General features: G+C 70.3%; 19 protein-coding genes and 1 rRNA gene. 5 read left to right on the forward strand and 15 right to left on the reverse strand.

Going from position 1 to position 20,319, the window contains the following annotated elements; all coding sequences use genetic code 11:
- A 16S ribosomal RNA gene (locus AB0A65_RS13260) occupies positions 1-78 on the reverse strand; the annotation flags it as partial.
- Positions 79-742: 664 nt separating this feature from the next.
- On the opposite strand from AB0A65_RS13260, the gene AB0A65_RS13265 reads away from it, so the two are divergent.
- Both AB0A65_RS13265 and AB0A65_RS13270 read left to right on the forward strand, forming a co-directional pair.
- Positions 743-1,168, forward strand: a complete 426-nt coding sequence (locus tag AB0A65_RS13265; protein ID WP_106366910.1) for an OsmC family peroxiredoxin — start codon at positions 743-745, stop codon at positions 1,166-1,168.
- 208 nt (positions 1,169-1,376) lie between these two features.
- Complete coding sequence (locus AB0A65_RS13270) at positions 1,377-2,669, forward strand: lysine 2,3-aminomutase (RefSeq protein WP_359950854.1); 1,293 nt, start codon at positions 1,377-1,379, stop codon at positions 2,667-2,669.
- An 82-nt stretch (positions 2,670-2,751) separates the two neighbouring features.
- On the opposite strand, the gene AB0A65_RS13275 is transcribed toward AB0A65_RS13270, so the two are convergent.
- Entirely contained in the window at positions 2,752-3,504 is a 753-nt protein-coding gene (locus AB0A65_RS13275) for an NAD(P)H-dependent oxidoreductase (RefSeq protein WP_359950856.1), read from the reverse strand.
- A 131-nt stretch (positions 3,505-3,635) separates the two neighbouring features.
- On the opposite strand from AB0A65_RS13275, the gene AB0A65_RS13280 reads away from it, so the two are divergent.
- Positions 3,636-4,487, forward strand: coding sequence for a helix-turn-helix transcriptional regulator (locus tag AB0A65_RS13280; protein WP_359950858.1), 852 nt, complete (start codon positions 3,636-3,638; stop codon positions 4,485-4,487).
- Positions 4,488-4,508: 21 nt separating this feature from the next.
- On the opposite strand, the gene AB0A65_RS13285 is transcribed toward AB0A65_RS13280, so the two are convergent.
- Genes AB0A65_RS13285 through AB0A65_RS13295 form a run of 3 tightly spaced genes read right to left on the reverse strand, consistent with a single transcriptional unit; the run spans position 4,509 to position 7,132 of the window.
- Entirely contained in the window at positions 4,509-5,378 is an 870-nt protein-coding gene (locus tag AB0A65_RS13285) for an NAD(P)-binding domain-containing protein (protein ID WP_359950860.1), read from the reverse strand.
- 5 nt (positions 5,379-5,383) lie between these two features.
- Positions 5,384-6,253 carry an NAD(P)-binding domain-containing protein gene (locus AB0A65_RS13290; RefSeq protein WP_359950862.1) on the reverse strand — a complete coding sequence of 290 codons (870 nt, stop codon included), beginning with the start codon at positions 6,251-6,253 and terminating at the stop codon, positions 5,384-5,386.
- 12 nt (positions 6,254-6,265) lie between these two features.
- On the reverse strand, positions 6,266-7,132 hold the full coding sequence (locus AB0A65_RS13295; protein ID WP_359950864.1) for an NAD(P)-binding domain-containing protein: 867 nt from the start codon (positions 7,130-7,132) through the stop codon (positions 6,266-6,268).
- Positions 7,133-7,281: 149 nt separating this feature from the next.
- Here AB0A65_RS13295 and AB0A65_RS13300 point away from each other — a divergent pair, with 149 nt between their 5' ends.
- Positions 7,282-7,611: a helix-turn-helix domain-containing protein gene (locus AB0A65_RS13300; protein ID WP_359950866.1), complete on the forward strand. Its 330-nt coding sequence runs from the start codon at positions 7,282-7,284 to the stop codon at positions 7,609-7,611.
- Positions 7,612-7,662: 51 nt separating this feature from the next.
- Here AB0A65_RS13300 and AB0A65_RS13305 read toward each other — a convergent pair whose 3' ends face one another.
- The 7 genes from AB0A65_RS13305 to metH all read right to left on the reverse strand — a co-directional run bounded on the left by AB0A65_RS13305 (position 7,663) and on the right by metH (position 15,631).
- Positions 7,663-8,829 carry a hypothetical protein gene (locus AB0A65_RS13305; RefSeq protein WP_359950868.1) on the reverse strand — a complete coding sequence of 389 codons (1,167 nt, stop codon included), beginning with the start codon at positions 8,827-8,829 and terminating at the stop codon, positions 7,663-7,665.
- A 32-nt stretch (positions 8,830-8,861) separates the two neighbouring features.
- Entirely contained in the window at positions 8,862-9,155 is a 294-nt protein-coding gene (locus AB0A65_RS13310) for a hypothetical protein (RefSeq protein ID WP_359950870.1), read from the reverse strand.
- Positions 9,148-9,963, reverse strand: a complete 816-nt coding sequence (locus tag AB0A65_RS13315) for a hypothetical protein (RefSeq protein WP_359950872.1) — start codon at positions 9,961-9,963, stop codon at positions 9,148-9,150. The genes AB0A65_RS13310 and AB0A65_RS13315 overlap by 8 nt, the downstream gene beginning before the upstream one ends.
- A gap of 145 nt (positions 9,964-10,108) precedes the next feature.
- Entirely contained in the window at positions 10,109-10,639 is a 531-nt protein-coding gene (locus AB0A65_RS13320) for a DUF2087 domain-containing protein (protein WP_359950874.1), read from the reverse strand.
- A 41-nt stretch (positions 10,640-10,680) separates the two neighbouring features.
- On the reverse strand, positions 10,681-11,367 hold the full coding sequence (locus AB0A65_RS13325) for an HAD family phosphatase (protein WP_359950876.1): 687 nt from the start codon (positions 11,365-11,367) through the stop codon (positions 10,681-10,683).
- A 72-nt stretch (positions 11,368-11,439) separates the two neighbouring features.
- On the reverse strand, positions 11,440-11,997 hold the full coding sequence (locus AB0A65_RS13330; protein ID WP_359950878.1) for a thymidine kinase: 558 nt from the start codon (positions 11,995-11,997) through the stop codon (positions 11,440-11,442).
- 91 nt (positions 11,998-12,088) lie between these two features.
- Positions 12,089-15,631 carry a methionine synthase gene (metH, locus tag AB0A65_RS13335; RefSeq protein ID WP_359950879.1) on the reverse strand — a complete coding sequence of 1,181 codons (3,543 nt, stop codon included), beginning with the start codon at positions 15,629-15,631 and terminating at the stop codon, positions 12,089-12,091.
- A gap of 143 nt (positions 15,632-15,774) precedes the next feature.
- Between metH and AB0A65_RS13340 the strand changes: the two genes are divergently transcribed.
- On the forward strand, positions 15,775-16,410 hold the full coding sequence (locus AB0A65_RS13340) for a pyridoxamine 5'-phosphate oxidase family protein (protein WP_359950880.1): 636 nt from the start codon (positions 15,775-15,777) through the stop codon (positions 16,408-16,410).
- Here the strand turns inward: AB0A65_RS13340 and AB0A65_RS13345 are convergent.
- The 3 genes from AB0A65_RS13345 to mshC form a co-directional block, all read right to left on the reverse strand.
- Positions 16,407-17,300, reverse strand: coding sequence for a phenylalanine 4-monooxygenase (locus tag AB0A65_RS13345; RefSeq protein ID WP_359950882.1), 894 nt, complete (start codon positions 17,298-17,300; stop codon positions 16,407-16,409). The genes AB0A65_RS13340 and AB0A65_RS13345 overlap by 4 nt on opposite strands.
- A 48-nt stretch (positions 17,301-17,348) precedes the next feature.
- Positions 17,349-18,914 carry an enoyl-CoA hydratase-related protein gene (locus tag AB0A65_RS13350; RefSeq protein WP_359950884.1) on the reverse strand — a complete coding sequence of 522 codons (1,566 nt, stop codon included), beginning with the start codon at positions 18,912-18,914 and terminating at the stop codon, positions 17,349-17,351.
- A 159-nt stretch (positions 18,915-19,073) separates the two neighbouring features.
- Positions 19,074-20,315 carry a cysteine--1-D-myo-inosityl 2-amino-2-deoxy-alpha-D-glucopyranoside ligase gene (gene mshC / locus AB0A65_RS13355; RefSeq protein ID WP_359950886.1) on the reverse strand — a complete coding sequence of 414 codons (1,242 nt, stop codon included), beginning with the start codon at positions 20,313-20,315 and terminating at the stop codon, positions 19,074-19,076.
- Positions 20,316-20,319 lie beyond the last annotated feature (4 nt).

Below are 20,319 nucleotides of genomic sequence, written 5' to 3' on the forward strand. Positions count from 1 at the left end.
CGGGCCTTTCCGTTCGACTTGCATGTGTGAAGCACGCCGCCAGCGTTCGTCCTGAGCCAGGATCAAACTCTCCAACAAAAACTTGTCGCGCACCACGATCTTACGACCGAAGTGACTCACAGTATGTGTCGAAGCATGTCCTGACCGATTTTCACAGGGCACCAAGCAAGTGCCCCAAGGAAAAGACAGTCAAAAACAGTACCAACCAGAAACCCCCCAGCACCTAGGCCAGAAGACTCCAGCCAGCCCACACGCTGACCATCCAAACACCCTGTTGAGTTCTCAAACAACACGCCACAACAAAGACCTCATCCGAAATGGGATTCGTTCTCCGCCGGAGCAACCCGAACAACATTACTAGTCTCGATCTGCGATGTCTAACCGGGGGTGATTGACCCTGGTCACATGCGATTGAGCCTCTATGAAGCCTCAGGTGATCCCCGCGCTGCGATCTGGACCGCGCCTGGCTCTCAGAGCCTGTCGCGTGCCTCCTAGATCTCCGGACCGGCTTTCCGGCCGTTCCGTTCCCCCGCGGGCAAAGACAAATATACACACCCTCGAAGGGGCCGAAACCAGGGGGGTCATCTGCCGTTCAACGTTACGCTTGACCAGCGAAGACGGAGGGTACTTCCGCGAAGGCGACGGCTGGTCGGCATGGGGCGACCGCCGTCGCGGACCGTCTTCAGACGTCAAGTTCGACTGTTAGCCTGCGAGCGAAGGAACTCCGATCAGAGGAGAAGGCATGTCAGTCACTCGTAACGCACGCACCCGATGGACCGGCGGTCTCCAGGACGGCGGCGGTGTCACCAGCTTCGTGTCGTCCGGTCTGCCGGACACTCCGGTGACCTGGGCGTCGCGCGCGAACGACCCGGAGGGCAAGACCAGCCCCGAGGAGCTCATCGCCGCGGCCCACGCCTCCTGCTACTCCATGGCGCTCTCGGCGGGCCTGGGCAAGGCCGGCTACACGGCGGAGGAGATCGTCACCGAAGCCGGCGTCGACTTCAAGCCCGGCACCGGGATCACGGGCATCGCGCTGACCGTCCGGGCCGTGGTGCCCGGGATCGAGAAGGGCGAGTTCGATGAGATCGCGGCGGCCACCAAGGACGGCTGCCCGGTCAGCCAGGCGCTGAAGGCAGTGCCTATTTCCCTTGAGGCGACCCTGGGTTAGGGTCGTCACAATCAACTGAAAATTTCATATTTCACGCACAGTGTGCGCGAAAGCATCGGGTGCACCATCTGTGGTCGAAAGGCCACGGAGCCGACACGGACGGAGTTCCGGGGAGGCCGGGTGAGCGTTGGTTTCGCGCACTTGTTTGTAACCAGGCCCTGCCGAGCCGCGTTGCAGACCGACACAACATCAAGAGGAGGGAGTTCTCGTGACTGCTCCTGAAAACGCCGGTAGGCGGTTCACCGCCTACACCATTCGTCATCTCGACGATCTGCTCCAACGAGCGCCGCTGTCGGAGGAGCAGCGGCTTCGCACCAGGGCCGTCGCCTCGGTCCTGCCGTTCCGGACGAACGCGTACGTGGTCGATGAGCTCATCGACTGGGACCGTCCGTTCGACGACCCGATGTTCCGGCTGGTGTTCCCGCAGGAGGACATGCTCCCCGCGGAGGACGTCGACCACATCGCGGGGCTGCTGAAGGCCGACGCCTCCAAGCAGGAGGTGACGGCCGCGGCCAACGAGGTGCGGTTCAAGCTGAACCCGCATCCGGCGGGGCAACTCCAGCTCAACATCCCGAAGGCCGGCGAGGAGCCGATTCCGGGGCTCCAGCACAAGTACCGCGAGACGGTGCTGTTCTTCCCGCAGCAGGGCCAGACCTGCCACGCGTACTGCACCTACTGCTTCAGGTGGGCGCAGTTCGTGGGGATCGCCGACCTGAAGATGGCGAACAACGACGTGGAGCAGCTGACCGGCTACGTGCGGGAGCACCCGGAGGTGAGCAGCGTGCTGCTGACCGGCGGGGACCCGATGATCATGGGCGAGCCCGTGCTGCGGCGGTACATCGAGCCGCTGCTGGGCATGGACCACGTCGAATCGATCCGCATCGGGTCGAAGGCGCTCGCGTACTGGCCGCAGCGGTTCGTGACGGACCCCGACGCGGACGACACGCTGCGGCTGTTCGAGCAGGTCGTGGAGTCGGGGCGGAACCTCGCGTTCATGGCGCACTTCTCGCACCTGAAGGAGCTCGACTCCGACATCGTGCGGGAGGCGGTGCGGCGCATCCGGTCCACGGGTGCGGTGATCCGGACGCAGGCGCCGCTGATCAGGACGATCAACGACGACGCGGACCAGTGGGCGGGGATGTGGAGGACCCAGCACAAGCTGGGGATGATCCCGTACTACATGTTCGTGGAGCGCGACACGGGCCCGCAGGACTACTTCTCGGTGCCGCTGGCGCGGGCCTGGGAGATCTTCCGGGACGCGTTCAGCCAGGTCTCGGGCCTGTGCCGGACCGTCAGGGGCCCGTCGATGTCGGCCACGCCGGGCAAGGTGGCGGTGGACGGCGTCGTCGAGATAGGCGAGGAGAAGGTGTTCGCGCTGCGGATGCTCCAGGCCAGGGACCCCCGCATCGTGGGGATCCCGTTCTACGCGAAGTTCGACGAGAACGCCGTGTGGGTGGACGACCTGAAGCCCGCGTTCGCGGACAAGTTCCCGTTCGAGTAGACCCCGTCCTCATCGGCTGGACGGTCGTCTTCTGAACGGCCGGGCCGGAGCGGCAGCCGCCGCTCCGGCCCTTTTCGCGTGCTCAGGCGATGTGCAGCGCAAACCCGGTGGTGCCCGCGGGTTCGAGGCCGGGCTTGAGGCGCTTGGCGTCGTCGTAGTCGTCGGCCTGCTTGCGGTAAGCGACCGGCGCGGTCTCGGCGATGGTCTCCAGGCGGGTGCGCAGGTGCTTCGCGGCCTCGGCGTACTCGGTCTCGCCGAAGCGGTGGACGGCGCCGGTGACGACGACCGGGGGCAGGACCTGCATGCCGGTGTAGAAGAGGACGCCGTGCTGGAGGGGGAACAGCAGGTCGTCGATGGAGCCGTTGACGCCGCGGTCGGACAGGTGTGACTCGGCGGCGCCGGTGGTCACGACGACCATGGCGCGCTTGCCCGCGAGGACGCCGTCGCCGAAGCGGGGCCAGTCGCGGGTGGTGCCGTAGCCGAAGCCGTTGGTGAAGACGCGGTCGATCCAGCCCTTGAGGATCGCCGGGACCGTGTACCACCAGAGCGGGAACTGGAGGACTACGAGGTCGGCGGCGAGGAGCCGCTCCTGCTCGGCGCGGATGTCGGCGGCGATCTCGCCCTTGTCCCAGGCTTCTCCGGCGGCGGCCATGAAGTGCTCGTTCTCGGTGGGGCCGAAGTCGTCGTAGTCGGCGACGGCCTTCCACTTCATGGCGTACAGGTCGGAGACCGTGACGGTGTGGCCGAGGCCCTCCAGGGTCGCGACCGATTCGTCCCGGAGCGCGGCGTTCAGGGAGGCGGCGTGCGGGTGGGCGTAGACGATGTGGATCTGCATGCGGACCATGCTGCGGCGGATCGCGGGAGGCTGCCAGACGTCTGTTCGACCTGGGGTCGTTCGACCCTAGGACTGACAGACCTAGGCATCGGCGGGGCGCCGCGGAGATACTTGCCGCGGAGGTTTGAGTGATGTCATCTGATGCGACCGGGATCCACAAGCTGGAGGACGTCGTCGACCTGGGGAAGTTCCTCCAGGCGCGGCGCGCCAGGGTGAACCCCGACGAGGTCGGGCTGCCGAACGACGCGCGGCGCCGGGTGCCGGGGCTGCGGCGCGAGGAGCTGGCGCTGCTGGCCGGGGTGAGCGTGGACTACTACACGCGTCTGGAGCAGGGCCGGGCGAAGCGCCCGTCGGATCAGGTGCTCGACGCGGTCGCGCGGGCGCTGCGCTTGGACGAGACGACCCGGGCCCACCTGCACCGGCTCGCGGGGAACTCGCGGCGCAACCCGATGCGCGAGCGTCCCGGCGTGCGGCCCTCGCTGGAGACGATGCTCGCGGCGATCGACGGCTTCCCGGCGCTCATCATGAACCACCGGCAGGACGTGCTCGCCTCGAACCGCCTGGCCAGGCTGCTGTACGGCGGATTCGGGTGGGACCTGGAGGCGGGCCCGAACTTCGTGCGACTGCTGTTCGACGACGACTCGCGGGAGTTCTTCCCCGACTGGCAGGACGTGTGCTCGTACGAGACGGTGGCGCAGCTGCGGAAGATGGCGGCGCTGTTCCCCGAGGACGCGGAGCTGACGGCGCTGATCGGCGAGTTGTCGGTGGCGCACCGGGACTTCGCGGAGATGTGGGCGCGGGCCGAGGTGAAGGACTGCAACATCGGCTGGGTGCGGTTCGACCACCCGATGGTGGGCCTGATCCAGCTGTACAAGGACCAGTTCCGGGTCGCGGACGGCTCCGGGCAGATGCTCGTGACGCTGACGGCCGCGCCCGGCACCGACGGGTACGAGAAGCTGCAGCTGCTGGGGGCGGGCGGGTAGTCCCCCGCCCGCCCCTCGCGGTCACTCCATCGGGAGCCGGTCGATCACGCTGATCCAGTCGGCCCCGCCGCGGCCGGTCGCGGCGAGCTCGTCGAGGTGGTGCATCAGCGGCTCCAGGAGCCCGGCGCTGACCCCCTGCCCGCGGGCGGCGGTGATGAGCGATCCGATTGCGGCCCTGGTGAACTCGACGTCCTGGCCGCGGGCCGGGTCGAAGCCGCCGCGGTCGATCTCGGCGCCGAAGTGGTCCAGGTGCGGCAGGAGCGCCCCGAGCCAGCCGCGGACCTCCCCTGCGGTGTCGGCCGCGGGGACGCCGACGGTGCGCATCATCGCGGCGGCCTGGAGGAACCCCGAGAACAGCTGGTACATGGCGGTGAGCAGCGCCATGTCCTTGAGCGAGGCGAGCCCCGCGTCCTCCCCTTCGTAGTCGGCGGCGCCGAGGGCCTCCAGGACCTCGCGGGCGGCGTCGTAGGCGGCGCGGTCCCCGGAGTAGAGGAGCCGCGAGACCGGCGTCCCGATCATGTCGGGGGTCGCCATGATGGCGCCGTCGACGTACGTGAGGCCGTGCTCGGCGGCCCACGCGGCGGTGGAGCGGGCCTGGTCGGGCGTGGTCGTGGTCAGGTTGACCACGGTGCGGCCCTTGAGTTCCGCCGCGAGCGGGTCGAGGTGCTCGCGGACGCTGGCGTGGTCGAACAGGACCACGAGGACGGTGTCGGCGGCCGCGAGGGCCTCGGCGACGGTGGCCGCGGAGGTCGAGCCCGCTTCGGCGTGCGGCGCGGCCTTGGCGGCGGTGCGGTTCCACACGACGGTGGCGTGCCCGGTGTCGCGCAGGCGTGCGGTGATCGCGGAGCCCATGGCCCCGAGTCCGAGGACGGCGACGGTCTGGTTCGGCATGGTTCCTACTTCGGGATCGTGAGTCGGTCGATGATGCGGGGCCAGTCGCTCGCGCCGTGCCCCGTCGCGGACAGCTCGTCGAGCAGCCGCAGGTGCGGTTCGAGGAGCTGGGCGCTGACGCCCTGCTCGCGGCTGGCGGTGATGATCGAGGCGAGGCCGCGGCGGTCGAAGTCGACGCTCTGGCCGCCGGTGTCGTAGGCGCCGCCGTCGACGATCGCGGCGACCTCCTTGCCGTGCGGGAGCATCGCCGCGAGCCACGACTCCACCTCCCCCGCGGTCTCCACCGCGGGGACGCCGACCGTGCGCATCATGGCGACGGCCTGGAGGTAGCCCAGGAGCATGAGGTCCATGGCCGCGAGCAGGGCCATGTCTTTCAGCGAGGCGAGCCCCGCGTCGGCGCCGGTGAACTCGGCGCCGCCCAGGGCCGCCAGCGCGGGTCCGGCGATGGCGTAGGCGTTCTCGTCGCCGGAGTAGAGGAGGCGGGCGGCGGGGGTGCCGATCATGTCGGGGGTCGCCATGACGGCGCCGTCGAGGTAGGCGATGCCGTGGTCGGCGGCCCAGGCGGCGGTGGAACGGGCCTCGTCGGGGGTGGTCGTGGTCAGGTTGACGACGACTTTGCCTTTGAGGTTCGCGGCCGCGGGTTCGAGGTGTTCGCGGACGGTGCCGTGGTCGAGGAGGACGACGAGGACGACGTCCCCTGCGTCGGCGGCGTCGGGGACGGTCGCGGCGGCGGTGGACCCGGCCGCGGTGTGCGGTGCGGTCTTGGCTGCGGTGCGGTTCCAGACGGTGGTGGTGTACCCGGTGTCGCGGAGCCTGGCGGCGATGGCGGAGCCCATGGCGCCGAGGCCGAGGACGGTGATGCGGCCGGTGGGCATGGCGGGTCCTTTCTAGTGGTCGCCGCGGAAGAGGCGGTAGACGGGGACGACGGTGCCGGCCTGCTCGGTGGCGTCGAGGGCGCGGCGGTAGTAGTCCTGGACGGTGCGGGTGATGGCGGCGTCGACTCCGGCGTCCTCGCTGGTGTCGATGACGTGCTGGGCGCTGGCGTGCATCATCTTGAGGCTGGCGAGGTCGTCCCAGCCTCCTTGCTTGGCGGCCTGGGCGAAGTAGAGGGAGAAGTCGCGCTGGCTGCCGGCGTCGTCCTTGGAGAGTTCGAGGAAGGTGTCGATGTCGCCGCCGGAGCGCTCGATCATGGCGAACGCCTGCTGGAGGGAGATGAGGTAGGCGTGGAACATGGCGAGTCCGGCCTGGTAGTAGAGCTGGGCGAGGCCGTAGTCCTCGCCGAGGTGGGTGTTCTTGCAGAGGTGGTCGAGGAGGGGTTTGAGCTCGGCGTGGAGGTCGGCGGGGCCGCTGACGTAGAGCTGGGAGGCGGGGTGGGCGATGTCGTCGCTCTGGGTCATGTAGGCGCCGGTGAGGAAGCGGGCGCCGCGGTCGAGGACCCATCCGGCGCCTTTGGCGGTGTTGGCCGGGGAGTCGGAGGAGAGGTTGACGACGGTCTTGCCGGTGAGGTCGCCGGCTTGTTCGAGGACGCCGTACATGGCGTCGTAGTGGATGAGGGAGAGCAGGACGGTGTCGTTGGCGGCGACGGCTTCGGCGACGGTGGCGGCGGGGACGGCGCCGAGTTCGGCGAGGGCTTCGGTCTTGCCGGGGGTGCGGTTCCAGACGGTGACGCGGACGCCTGCGGCGAGGAGGAGGCGGACGGTGGCGCGGCCCATCGGGCCGAGGCCGAGGACGGTGACGGACTTGTCAGCAGACATGTTGTGCCCCTTGGTAAGTGGTGGTTCCCGGTCGGTGTTGCCGGGTTCCATGGTCGGTCGTGCCGGGTAGGCTCGGCAAGACCGCACTTCCAGGTGGGGTTGCTTACGTCGAGGTTCGGAATACGGTCGGGAGGCGTGCGGTGGAGACGATGGGTGACGTAGATCAAACCTGCGGGATGTCGCTCGCGATCGACGTGGTGGGCGGCAAGTGGAAGATGCACCTCATGTGGGTGCTCGCGGAGGGGCCGGTGCGGTTCGGGGCGATCCGGCGGAAGCTCGACGGGGTGAGCGAGAAGGTCCTCGCGGAGAACCTGCGGCAGCTGGAGGCGAGCGGGGTGGTGCACCGGGAGCTGTACGCGGAGGTGCCGCCGCGGGTGGAGTACTCGCTGACGCCGCTGGGCGAGTCGCTGAGCGCGGCGTTGAAGCCGCTGGAGGACTGGGGGGACGAGCATCGGGAGGTGCTGTCGTCGCGGCGGTAGGAGAGGTTTCGGTTGCGGCCGCGGGGTTCCGGACCCCGCGGCCGCTGCCGTCTAGCGGCTGACGGCCTCGCCGTCCCATTCGGGCGGGCGGTAGCCGCCTTCGTCGTCGTTCTCGTTGGTGGTGGTGGTGGTCGTGGCGGCGTCGCCGTCGACGACGGCCTTGTTGACGAACACGCCGCCGGGGCCGGTGCCGGGGGCGTCGTCGCCGGGCTGCTCGTTGTTCCAGTTGAGGTCGGACTCGTTGCCGCGGGCGGCGTCCTCGAAGGTGTTGGGGATCCAGTCCTGGCCGAGGAGGTCGACGCCGGCGCCGGTCATCTTGTTCTCGGCGTCCGGGTCCACGTCCCCTTGGATGTTCATGCCGGTGTTGTAGGTGCCCTGGACGCCGGTGAAGCCGAGGAGGTACGGGTTGCCCTTGGCCATGATGCCGTCGAGCTTCGGGGAGACCTTGCCGATCGTGCCGGTGCCGGTGCGGCCGGGGGCCATGAGGTTGCCGACGGTCATCTGGGCGAGGCCCTGGAGGAGGCTGAACCCGGTGGAGCCGATGGTGTCGCCGGGGTTGACGAGGTTGCCGCGGGAGGCCATGTAGGCCCAGGAGATCGTCATGTTGCCGCCGATGGCGGCGGCGAGGCCCTGCGCGGCGACCTTGAGGGCCGCCTCGATGGTGTTGATGACGGTGAGGCAGGTCGCGCCGGTGGTGGTGGCGATGAGGCGGCAGTTCTCGGAGACGACGGGGCCGACGGGCGGCGGGATCGCCTTCGTGGCGAGGTAGAAGACCGCGAACGCCATCTGCGCGGTGGCGACTGCGAGCATCAGGGGGATCATCACCGAGAGCATGGTGGCGATGGCGAACAGGGAGATGCCGACCTGCATGGCGAACGCGGCGATGGTCTCCAGCTGCTGGGCGGCCTTCTCGGCCTTCTCCTCGAACGACTTCCGGTCGTCGCCGGACCACTCGTCCTCGCTGAGGGACTTGGCCTCGGTGCGGAGGGCCTCGGCGGCGGCGAGGTACTTCTCGGCGCACTTGAGCCAGTGGGCGGCGCCCTGCATGATCTGGCCGGGGTTGGCCTGCTTCAGGTAGATGGCGCGGGCGATGAAGGTGACGGGGCCGGAGAAGAGGTGCGCGGGGAGGGCGATCTGGGCGGCCGCCAGGGGCGACATGTAGGAGAACGCCTGCTCCATCTTGGAGAACTGCTCGGGGTCGGGTGCGGTGTAGCCCATGAGGTGTGCTGCTTTCGGCTAGGGGCGGGCGTTCACTTGAAGCTCTGCTCGGCGGCGCCGTCGGCGTCCCGCCAGGACTGGGCGGTGGCGGCGAGGTCGTCGTTGAGCGCTTGGAAGCATTCGAGGGCGCCTTGGAGCATCGCGTTCATGTAGCCGGTGCCGAGGGTGTAGGTGACGGCGAGGGACGGGTCGACGGCGGAGTACAGCGGCTGGTCGAGTTTGCGCAGCTCGGGCAGGTGCTGGTTGGCGTCGTTGAGGACGGAGCCGACGTTCTCCTTGATGCGGTCGCCGAGGCCGTCGAGGGTGTCGGGGTCGATCTTAGGCAAGGTGGCCTCCATCGCGGATGAGCTTGGTCAGGCGGGCGTGGTGGTCCTGGATCTGCTCCAGTTCCTTGAGGGCGGCGCCGGTGCGCCGGTCGAGCTCCTCGGCGACGGTCTTGACGGCGTCGGCGCCCATGGGCAGGCCGGCGTCGGGGAAGAAGTCCTCGGCGCGGGCGGCGAGGTCGGCGGCGGCGGCCTTCGCGGTCGCGGTGATCTCGGCTGAGAGCGCTCTCGGACCGTTCTCGAAGGCGCGCTTGCTGAACAGGACCTTCGCGATGGGGTGTTCGAGGGTCGCCTCGACGGTGACCAGCTTGCTCTCGCTGCGGGCGGTGCCGACGGGCATGGGGACGTCCCCGGCGCCGGGGGGCGCGGCCTGGAAGCGGGCGAGCAGCTCGATGGAGTGGTCGAGGACGTCAATGGCGGCCTGCGGGAGGCGCAGGTTCGGGGCGCCGGTGAACCGCTCGTGCGGGTCGTCCTCGGGGTCGTCGGGGGCGAAGGCCGCGCGCTGGCGGTCGAGGGTGGCGCGGAGGCCGCTGTCGGCGAAGCTGTCGCGCAGGCCGGTGAGCAGGGCGAGCGAGTCGGCCATGGACAGGGACGGCTCGGGCTCGGGGGCCGCGGCGTGCGCGAGGTCCTGGGCCTCGCGGGCGGTCGTCGTGACGAGCTCGGCCAGCTCGTGCGTGAACATGTTGACGGCCTTGTCGCCGAGTTCGACGGCGAGTCCCTGCCCGGGGTCGACGACGACGGTCACGTTGCCGCAGGGGCTGGTGTGGCGCAGGGGTTCCGGGGGTTCCCCGGGCGGGGCGCTTTCTGACAAGGGACGGCCTCCTGTGGTCGGGCGGTTGACCGGGACGAAGGCCATCATATGCAAACCTTCTTTGCATCTACCAGACCAAACCGGGACCGTTCCGTGCGGCAACGCGATCGTCATCGCGAGTTCACCCCGTGCCGCCGCACAGGGGTCAGTCGAGCGGCGGGGCCTCCCGGCGGCGGTACTCGCGGCCGCCGACGGTGCGTTCGAGGAGGAGTTCGTCGACCATCTCGCGGCGCAGCGTCAGCGGATCGTCGTGGACCGCGGCGAGCGACTCGGTGACCTCGGCCTGCGTGTAGACCCGGTCGAACGCGAAGAGCCGCTCGGCGAGGTCGCGCAGGACCGCGACGCGGGTGGCGCGGCGGGTCGGGATGACGGTGAGGCGCCCGGCCGTGTACAGGTTGGCCACACCGGGATCGGTGCCCTCGGGGGCGTCCGGGACGGCGGAGCGGGCAGCGGCCGCGGCCTCGCGGAACACCTTGGTGTCGGCGCGGAAGCCGTCGCCGCCCGAGGTCACGAGCCCGGCGCGCACGAGACGCGGGAGGGCCCGGTCGGCGTCGGGGTGGCCCTCGCGTAGCACCGCCAGGCCGGTGCCGTGCTCGCCCGCGAGGACGATCGCGGCGAAGACCCGGAGGCGGGCGGGGTCGGCGAGGGCCTTGACGATCTCGTGGCTCGGTTCCATCCGCCCACGATGGTCCGGATCGCTCAGGACGTCAAGGCGGTTTAGGGCGCGGCGATCTCTCGGAGGTCGGCGAGGGTGATGCCGTCGAGGGTGGTGAGGCGGTGGGCCGGGTTGGACTCGGGGAGGGGGACCTCGCTGGGGACGGCGAAGGTGACCGCGCCCGCGGCCAGCGCGGACTCGCTGCCGGAGCGGGAGTCCTCGATGACGATGCCGCGGGTGATGTCGACGCCGAGCTTCGCGGCCGCGGTGGTGTACGGCTCGGGGTCGGGCTTGCGGGACTGGACCTCGTCGCCGCAGATGATGACGTCGAAGTTCGCGGCGCCGAGGGTGCCGAGGAGGACTTCGGTGAGTTCGCGGGCGGTGGAGGTGACGAGCGCGGTGGGGACGCCTGCGGCGCGGACCTCGTCGAGGAGCTCGCGGGCGCCGGGCTTCCAGGTGACTCCGGCGGCGAAGAGGGTCTTCATGCGGTTGCGCAGCCACTGGACGTGGCCGGGGAAGTCCGCGGCGGGCAGGCCGAGGTCTTCGAGGAGGTAGATGACCGAGGCGTCCTCGTTCGAGCCGACCATGCGGTCGCGGACCTCGGGGCGCAGGGTGCCGCCGAGGACGACCGCGAGCTCTTCGAGGGCGACGTCCCAGAGGGGCTCGGAGTCGAGGAGGGTGCCGTCCATGTCGAAGAAGACGGCCTGCGGGAACTCGTCGGCAGGGGCGGTGCCCGGAATCTCAGTCACGCCCTGAACGGTATCGGGGGCGCGGGGCGGGGCGGCGGTTTCGCCCGTTCCGGGCGAGCAGGCTCACAGCGGTCAGGCGAGTCCGGCGCGGTGGTGGCGGCGGCACAGGACCGTGTAGGAGTCCATGTCGCCGACCTCGACGAGGTCGCCGGAGAAGACCATGACGCCCTCGCGGGTGCGGGCGTTGTGGGTGCCGCGCTCGCCGCACCAGCAGTTGACGCGCACCGGGAGCTCCTCGACGCGGTCGGCGAGCTCGATGAGCCGCTGGGAGGCGGGGAAGAGGCGGCCGAGGAAGTCGGTCTTGAGGCCGAACGCGTAGACGTCGAGGCCGAGGCCGTCGACGGCGTCGGCGAGGTGGTTGATCTGCTTGGGCGCTTCGAGGAACTGGACCTCGTCGACGATGACGTACGGGGGCCGGAGCGCGGCCAGGTCGTCGTAGACGTCGAACCCGGGTTTCACTTCGCGCGCTTCGTGGTTGAGGCCGATGCGGCTGGAGACGACGCCTTCGCCGCCGCGGTCCATGGAGGTGTAGACGACGCCCTCGCCGCCGAGGGAGTGGTGGTACTGGAGGGCGAGGGTGGACTTCCCGGCGTCCATGACGCCGAGGTAGGCGACGAGTTCGTGCGACATGGCCCCTATGGTGCCGTCCCGGTGTCGCGGGGGTGAACGCGGTTCCCGGGCCGGTGCCCGACGCCGCATGGGCGTCGGGCGCTCGCCGGGGCTATTTTGCGTTGAAGTAGCTCGCCTGCGGGTGGTGGAGGACGATCGCGTCGGTGGACTGCTCCGGGTGGAGCTGGTCCCCTTCGGACAGTTCGACGCCGATGCGGTCGGCGCCGAGGAGCTCCACGAGGGTGGCGCGGTCGGCCAGCTCCGGGCAGGCCGGGTAGCCGAAGGAGTAGCGGCAGCCGCGGAAGTCGACGTCGAAGTAGCCCTTGAGGTCGGCGGGGTCGGCGTCGGCGACGGTGCCGCCGCCGGGCAGGACCCACTCGCGGCGCATGCGGCGGTGCCAGTACTCGGCGAGGGACTCGGTGAGCTGCACGGTGAGGCCGTGGACTTCGAGGTAGTCGCGGTAGGCGTTGGCCTTGAACAGCTCGCCGGTGTACTCGGAGACCTTGGAGCCCAGGGTGACCAGCTGCATGCCGAGGACGTCGAGCTGCTCGCCGTCCTTGGCGCGGAAGAAGTCCGCGAGGCACAGGCGCCGGCCCTGGCGCTGGCGCGGGAAGGTGAACCGGGCGCGCTCGGCGTGGCCGTTCTCGTCGAGGACGACGAGGGTGTTCCCCTCGGCGTAGGCCGGGAAGTACGCGTAGGCGACCTTCGCTTCGAGGACGTTGTCGGTGGCGAGCCGGTCGAGCCAGTAGCGCAGGCGCGGGCGGCCCTCGGTCTCCACGAGCTCCTCGTAGGAGGGGCCGCCGTCGCCGCGGCCGGGCTTGAGGCCCCACTGGCCGAGGAACGTGGCGCGCTCGTCGAGGAGCGCGGCGTACTCGGAGGTCTGGATGCCCTTGAGGACGCGGGAGCCGAAGAACGGCGGGACCGGGACGTCCACGTCGGTGTCGACGTCGGAGCGCACGGACGTGTCGTTCAGGTCCGGGAGGGTGTCGGCGACGAGCGTGGCCTGCTTGGCGCGGCGCTCGCGGCGCAGGGCGATCTTCGCCTCCTTCTCGGGGTCGACGATGTCGACGCCGGTGCGGCGGGCCGTCATGACGCGGTTCATGAGGTCGAGGCCCTCGAAGGCGTCGCGGGCGTAGTGGACCTGGCCGCCCTCGAACATCTCGCGGAGGTCGTCCTCGACGTAGGCGCGGGTGAGCGCGGCGCCGCCGAGGAGGACCGGCCAGCGCGTGTGCATGGAGCGGGCCATCATCTCGGCGAGGTTGTCCTTCATGATGACCGTCGATTTGACGAGGAGGCCGCTCATGCCGATGACGTCGGCGCGGTGCTCCTCGGCGGCGTCGAGGATCGCGTTGATGGGCTGCTTGATGCCGAGGTTGACGACGGTGTAGCCGTTGTTGGACAGGATGATGTCGACGAGGTTCTTGCCGATGTCGTGGACGTCGCCGCGGACGGTGGCGAGGACGATCGTGCCCTTGTCGGTGGAGTCGGCCTTGTCCATGTGGGGTTCGAGGTGGGCGACGGCGAACTTCATGGCCTCGGCGGACTGGAGGACGAACGGCAGCTGCATCTGGCCGGAGCCGAAGCGGTCGCCGACGGTCTTCATGCCGTCGAGGAGGTGGTCGTTGATGATGTCGAGGGGCCGCTTGCCGAGGCCGAGGGCCTCGTCCAGGTCGGTGTCCATGCCGTTCTTGTCGCCGTCGATGATCCGCTGGGCGAGGCGCTCGCCGAGCGGGAGGGCGGCGAGCGCTTCGGCGCGGGCCTCCTTGGACCCGGCGAGGCTGACGCCGTCGAAGATCTCGATGAGCTTCTGGAGCGGGTCGTAGTCCTCGGTGCGGCGGTCGTAGACCATGTCGAGGGCGACCTGCTTCTGCTCCTCGGGGATGGAGGCCATGGGCAGGATCTTGGAGGCGTGGACGATGGCGCTGGTGAGGCCCGCTTCGACGCATTCGTTGAGGAACACGGAGTTGAGGACCTGGCGGGCGGCGGGGTTGAGGCCGAAGGAGATGTTGGAGATGCCGAGGGTGAAGTTGACGCCGGGGTAGATCCGGGCGATCTCGCGGATGGCCTCGATGGTCTCGATGCCGTCGCGGCGGGTCTCCTCCTGGCCGGTGGAGATGGGGAAGGTGAGGGCGTCGACGAAGATGTCCTCGATGTTCATGCCCCAGGTGCCGGTGAGGTCCTCGATGAGGCGGGCGGCGACGCGCACTTTCCAGTCGCGGTCGCGGGCCTGGCCCTCCTCGTCGATGCAGAGGGCGACGACGCCCGCGCCGTGCTCGGCGACGAGGGGCATCATGCGCCGGTACCGGGAGTTCGGGCCGTCGCCGTCCTCGTAGTTGACGGAGTTGACGACGCATTTGCCGCCGAGGGCTTCGAGTCCGGCTTCGACCACGTTCGGCTCGGTGGAGTCGAGCATGATCGGGAGGGTGGAGGCGGTGGCGAAGCGGGAGGCGAGGACCTTCATGTCCTCGGCGCCGTCGCGGCCCACGTAGTCGACGCAGAGGTCGAGGAGGTGGGAGCCGCCGCCGGCCTGGTCGCGGGCGATCTCGACGCAGCGGTCGAAGTCGGCGGCGAGCATGGCGTCGCGGAACGCCTTGGAGCCGTTGGCGTTGGTGCGCTCGCCGACGTTGAGGATCGAGGCGTCCTGGCGGAACGGGACGTGGTGGTAGGAGGAGGAGACGCCGGGCTCGAGGACGGGGGTGCGGTCCTTGGGCCTGGCGAGGTCCTGGGGCGCGCCGCCGAGGCGGGCGCGGACGGCGCGGATGTGGTCGGGGGTGGTGCCGCAGCAGCCGCCGACGAGGCTGACGCCGAAGTTCGTCACGAACTCCTCGTGGGCGTCGGCGAGCTCCTCGGGGGTGAGCGGGTAGACCGCGCCGTTCGGGCCGAGGACGGGCAGGCCCGCGTTGGGCATGACGGAGATGGGGACGGGCGAGTGCCGGGAGAGGTAGCGGATGCTCTCGCTCATCTCGTCGGGCCCGGTGGCGCAGTTGAGGCCGATGAGGTCGATGCCGAGGGCGGCGAGGCTGGTGAGGGCCGCGCCGATCTCGCCGCCGACGAGCATGGTCCCGGTGGTCTCGACGGTGACCTGGGCGATGATCGGGGTGCGCTTGCCGAGCTTCGCGTTGGCGCGCTTGGCGCCGATGACGGCGGCCTTGGCCTGGAGGAGGTCCTGGGCGGTCTCGACGAGGAGCGCGTCGGCGCCGCCTTCGATGAGGCCGAGGGAGCACTCCTCGTAGTGGTCGCGCAGGAGCGCGAACGGGGCGTGGCCGAGGGTGGGCAGGCGGGTGCCGCCGCCCATGGAGCCGAGGACGAAGCGGGGCCACTCGGGGGTGGCGTACTCGTCGGCCTTCTCGCGGGCGAGGGTGGCGGCGGCGCGGGCGATCTCGCGGGCGCGGTCCTCGATGCCGTACTCGACGAGGCCGCCGTAGTTGGCGTTGAAGCTGTTGGTCTCGACGCAGTCGGCTCCGGCGGCCAGGTAGGCGTCGTGGATGCCGCGGACGATGTCGGGCCTGGTCAGGGAGAGGATGTCGGAGAGGCCCTCGTGGCCGTCGTAGTCCTCCATCGTCGGGTCGAACGTCTGGAGCATCGTGCCCATGCCGCCGTCGGCGATGACGACGCGGCGCTTCAGGGTCTCAAGGAAAAGGCTCTGCTCAGACACGCGCTCAAGCGTACTTGCGGGTGCCGACAAGTGGGAACCCGGTTTCACAGGTTGGGCAGCGGGCACGGCGAAGATCACACCCGGACGAACGGGGCCGCGGGAGTAGCATCAGGTCGTAACGGCCCCGCTGGAAGGGAACCCCCATGGACACCGCCGACAGCCGCCTGTGGACCGAGGTCACGGACCCCGGGAAGCTCCGTGAGATCGTCGGGACGCCGATGTCCCGGGCCGCCGAGAAGGAGCGGTTCCGGCTCCACCCCAGGGACCGCGAGTGGCTGGCGGCCTCGCCGTACGTGGTCGTGGCGACCACCGACGCCGACGGGAACTGCGACGCCTCCCCCAAGGGCGACCCGCCCGGGATCGTCCACGTCATCGACGACACCACCATCGCGATCCCCGAGCGCAAGGGCAACCGGCGCGTCGACGGGTACATGAACGTCCTCGCGAACCCGCACGTGGGCCTGCTGTCGATCCTGCCGGGGCGCCGCGAGACGCTGCGGATCAACGGGCGCGCCCGGGTGGTCTCGGACGCGCCCTTCTTCGAGGACATGGTCGTCAAGGGCCACAAGCCGATCCTCGCGCTCGTGGTCGAGATCGACACGATCTTCTACCACTGCGGCAAAGCCTCGATGCGCTCCGGCATCTGGAAGCCGGAGACCTGGGAGCCCGACGCGCTGCCGTCGCAGGCGCAGCTCGTGAAGGAGACCCAGGTCGTCGCGGAGTCCGTCGAGGAGCTCACCGAGTACTACGGCACCACGTACGAGAAGGGCCTGTACTAGCCCTTGCCGCCGTCGGCCTTGAGCCGCTCGATCATGTCGTCGTCGCAGGTCTCCCAGAACTCGCCGACGACGTCCTCCAGGCGGTCCATCGACCCCGCGTCGAACAGCTTGTCCTGGTAGTGGGTGATGTCGTAGTCGATGGTGCCCATGGTGACCAGGTCGAGCGGCAGGATCGTCATGTCGCGGAACTCGTCGATCTCCCCGTACGAGGAGAGGATGCCCGCGCCGTACGCCTTCAGGCCGTCGGGCTCGCTGATGACCCCGAACTCCAGGGTGAACCAGAAGACGCGGGAGACGAACTCCAGGGCCTCCTCGGAGTGGACGCGGCGGGCGGCGTCCCCGGCGGCGCGGTACAGCGCGGCGAAGCGGGGCGCGGCGAGCGCGTTGGCGTGGCCGATGACCTCGTGGATCACGTCAGGTTCGGGCGTGTACAGGGGCACCGAGTGGTGCCGGATGTACTGCGTCGCATGGAACTTCGCGTCGGCGAGCACGCCGTAGAACTCGCGCAGGGGCACCAGGCCCGCGGCGGGCAGGTAGCTGAACCCGGTCAGCGGCTCCAGGAGCTCGGAGACCTGGTGGAGCTGCGGGATGTGGTCGGCGGGGAGCTTGAGGCGCTCGGCGCCGTCGAGGTAGTCGTGTGCGGCCAGTTCCCGGTGCTTGACGGCCAGTTCCGCACTGACCAGCCGCCAGATCTCGTGTTCGGCATCGGTGTAGGAGACGGTCGGCATGGGTAGGCCGGGGCTCCAGTCCAATGCGAGTGCCGCGATGGCGTTGCGCCGCTCGCGGTAGTCGGCGTCCGCGAAGCCCGGGTGGGTCTCACCCAGTTCCACGACGACCGTGCCGTCCGCGTCGGTGTTGACCGGCGCGAAGTACTGCCCTTCTTCAAACATGCCTTCAGTCCACCAGGTGGGACGCGGCCTGTCAACGAGCTACGGATATCAGGTGAAGCGCAGTTTCGCGGGCGTCTCCGCAGGTGCCGATTTGCCCAGGAAGTCGCGGCGCTTCGCGTGGAACCCGTGCCGGTCGTCGAACATGTCGCGGGCCATCTCGGCCAGCTCGATCGTCCGGTAGTACGACATCGGCTTCGACTCGGCCCGGCGGCGCGACTTCGCCGCGAACATGCGCCCGCGCGTCACCGGGTCGTTGTAGCCGAGCGCGACCGCGCGCAGCCACCGCCCGAACTCGTCCCAGTCGCGGGGCCCGACGGCGCCGATGAGGCCCATCCGCTGGGCCTCGGTGGCCGAGACCGGGAGCTTCTCGCCGAGGAGGCGCGCGGCGGCGGCCTCGCCGATGCGGTCGGCGACCGACCAGGTGTGCAGCTCGGAGCCGAAGATCCCCATGTCGTAGTAGGGGTTGAGGACGACGCCGTCGCGGGCCACGGTGACGTCGGCGCACAGCCCGGTCATGACGCCGCCCGCGCCGGCGCTGGCGGTGAACGCCGCGACGGTGAGCTGGTCGGCGCCGGCGATGGCCGTGCAGAGGTCGTCGATGGCGTTGATGTTGGCCCACGCCTCGGCGGCGGGGTCGGGGGCGGCGTCGATGACGCCGAGGTGGATGCCGTTGGAGAAGGCGTGCTCGGTCCCGGTGAGGACGAGGATGCGGGTGTCCTCGGCGAGGGCCTTCTCGACCGCCTGGGTGAGGCGGCGGCACTGCTCAGTGTGCATGGCGCCGTTGTAGGAGCGCAGCTGGAGGTAGCCGATGTCGCCGTCGCGGCGGTAGGCCGTCTCCGCGATCGCGGCGGGCGCGGCCGCGAACGGGGCGTCCTTGGGGTCGATGACCATCGCGGCGGGGAGCTTGGGGCCGCGCTTGCGGTCGAGGGTGGCGGCGTAGCCGACCCAGAGGGTGCCGCGGCCGGTCGCGAACGCGACGGCCTCGGCGTCGCGGCCGACGATCGTGCCGGGCTCGGCGCCGGTGTGGTCGTCCGTGGCGGCGGCGTCGAACAGGCAGTAGCCCTGCCCGTTGAGTTCGACGGGCGCGCCGGGGGCGCCGTCGGCGGCGGCGATGCGCCGGGCGAGGTCGGCCGCGGGGGCGCGCCAGTCGAGGGCGAACGCGGGGCGGCGCAGGAGCGGGAGCTCGCCGGTGCCGGGGATCGCGCGCGGGTGCTCGTCGGCGGCCCTGGGCCGGTCCCCCGCGGCGACCTTGCGGACGACGGCGGCGACGCATTCCATGGCCGCGTCGGCGACGCGGCTGTTGTACAGCGCGGACTTGGTGATGCCCGCAGGGACGTCGAACGTGAAGGAGGCCCAGATCGGGCCCGCGTCCATCTCTTCGACCGCCGACAGGGCCGTGACGCCCCAGCGGGGGCTGCGGCCCAGGAGGGCGTGGTCGAGGGACGAAGGGCCGCGGTCGCCCACGGGGCCGGGGTGGACGATCACCGTCGTCCACCGCCTCCACACGTCCTCGGGCACCCGGTGCTTGAGGAACGGGCAGAGGATCAGGTCCGGGTCGATCCGCTCCACCGCGGCGGTCATCGACTCGGGCGTGTGCGCCGGCGCGAGTTCCACGCCGACGTCGTGCCCCTGCTCCCGCAGGGTGCACCACACTCGCTGAGTGAGACCGTTGAAAGCGGACGCAAGCAGCAGGATCTTCAATTCGACTCCAGGAGGATGGGGAGTCGGCCACGCTCAGTTATCAAGCGTACCGATACTCGGCATTTCGCACAATCAGCGCGTGCAGTCTATGCCGAGGATTCCTCCGATCGTGTCCCGGGCGAGCCCGGCTGCGGAGGGATCGTCCCCACCTGCGGAGAGTGTCCGCTCGGCCCACGCGTCGACCACCGCGAGCGCCCCCGGGGTGTCGAGGTCGTCGGCGATCCGCTCGCGCACGGCGGTGAGCATCGCCCCGGCCGGGACGGCCAGCTCTCGGGAGGCGGCCTCGCGCCAGCGGCCCAGGCGCAGCTCGGCCTCGGCGAGGACGGCCGCGCTCCACTGCCGGTCGGCCCGGTAGTGCGAGGCCATGAGGGCCAGGCGCACCGCGGCCGGGTCTACGCCCTCGGCGCGGAGCTTGGAGACGAACACGAGGTTCCCGAGCGACTTCGACATCTTCTCGCCGTCGAGGCCGATCATCCCGGTGTGGACGTACGCGTTCGCGAAGGGCCGCTTGCCGGTCAGCGACTGGGCGTGCGCGGCGGACATCTCGTGGTGCGGATAGATCAGATCGTTCCCCCCGCCCTGGACGTCGATCTGCTCGCCGAGGTAGTCGAGGGCGATGCACGCGCACTCGATGTGCCAGCCGGGGCGGCCTGGGCCGACCTCGGTGTCCCACGACGGCTCGCCGTCCTTAGGGGCGTTCCACAGGACCGGGTCGAGCGGGTCGCGCTTGCCCTCGCGGTCGGGGTCGCCGCCGCGCTCGCGCGCGTACCGGAGCATCGTGTCGCGGTCGTAGTTCGACTCCGAGCCGAAGGCCGGGTCCGCCTCGACCGCGTAGTAGACGTCGCCGGAGTCGTGGCGGTAGGCCGCGCCCGTGGCGAGGAGCTGCGCGACGGCCTTGCCGACCGAGGGGATCGACTCGACGGCGCCGATGTAGTGGCGCGGCGGGAGGACCTTGAGGGCCTCCATGTCCTCGCGGTACAGCGCGGTCTCGCGCAGGCCGAGGACCTGCCAGTCGGTGCCGTCGCGCTCGGCGCGCTCGAACAGCGGCTCGTCGACGTCGGTGACGTTCTGCGCGTAGTGCACGTCCAGGCCCTGGTCGAGCCAGTACCGGTGCACCAGGTCGAACGTGATCATCGTGGCCGCGTGCCCCAGGTGCGTCGCGTCGTAGGGCGTGATGCCGCACACGTACATGCTCGCGCGCTCGGCGTCGGGGGCGACCGTCTCGCGCGGGCCCGCGCTCGCGGTGTCGTGCAGGCGCAGGGCGGGGCCGTGGCCGGGCAGGGCGGGTACGTGCGGTGCGGTCCAGGATTCCATGCCC

The organism is Glycomyces sp. NPDC047010 (assembly GCF_040644205.1).
In the GTDB taxonomy this organism is placed as follows: domain Bacteria; phylum Actinomycetota; class Actinomycetes; order Mycobacteriales; family Micromonosporaceae; genus Glycomyces.

Bases quoted from the DNA above. Each gene is read 5' to 3' on its own strand.
- AB0A65_RS13265 (WP_106366910.1), top strand. From the start codon at position 743: ATGTCAGTCACTCGTAACGCACGCACCCGATGGACCGGCGGTCTCCAG.
- AB0A65_RS13275 (WP_359950856.1), bottom strand. From the start codon at position 3,504: ATGCAGATCCACATCGTCTACGCCCACCCGCACGCCGCCTCCCTGAAC.
- AB0A65_RS13280 (WP_359950858.1), top strand. From the start codon at position 3,636: ATGTCATCTGATGCGACCGGGATCCACAAGCTGGAGGACGTCGTCGAC.
- AB0A65_RS13285 (WP_359950860.1), bottom strand. From the start codon at position 5,378: ATGCCGAACCAGACCGTCGCCGTCCTCGGACTCGGGGCCATGGGCTCC.
- AB0A65_RS13290 (WP_359950862.1), bottom strand. From the start codon at position 6,253: ATGCCCACCGGCCGCATCACCGTCCTCGGCCTCGGCGCCATGGGCTCC.
- AB0A65_RS13295 (WP_359950864.1), bottom strand. From the start codon at position 7,132: ATGTCTGCTGACAAGTCCGTCACCGTCCTCGGCCTCGGCCCGATGGGC.
- AB0A65_RS13300 (WP_359950866.1), top strand. From the start codon at position 7,282: ATGGGTGACGTAGATCAAACCTGCGGGATGTCGCTCGCGATCGACGTG.
- AB0A65_RS13305 (WP_359950868.1), bottom strand. From the start codon at position 8,829: ATGGGCTACACCGCACCCGACCCCGAGCAGTTCTCCAAGATGGAGCAG.
- AB0A65_RS13320 (WP_359950874.1), bottom strand. From the start codon at position 10,639: ATGGAACCGAGCCACGAGATCGTCAAGGCCCTCGCCGACCCCGCCCGC.
- AB0A65_RS13330 (WP_359950878.1), bottom strand. From the start codon at position 11,997: ATGTCGCACGAACTCGTCGCCTACCTCGGCGTCATGGACGCCGGGAAG.
- AB0A65_RS13340 (WP_359950880.1), top strand. From the start codon at position 15,775: ATGGACACCGCCGACAGCCGCCTGTGGACCGAGGTCACGGACCCCGGG.
- AB0A65_RS13345 (WP_359950882.1), bottom strand. From the start codon at position 17,300: ATGTTTGAAGAAGGGCAGTACTTCGCGCCGGTCAACACCGACGCGGAC.
- mshC (WP_359950886.1), bottom strand. From the start codon at position 20,315: ATGGAATCCTGGACCGCACCGCACGTACCCGCCCTGCCCGGCCACGGC.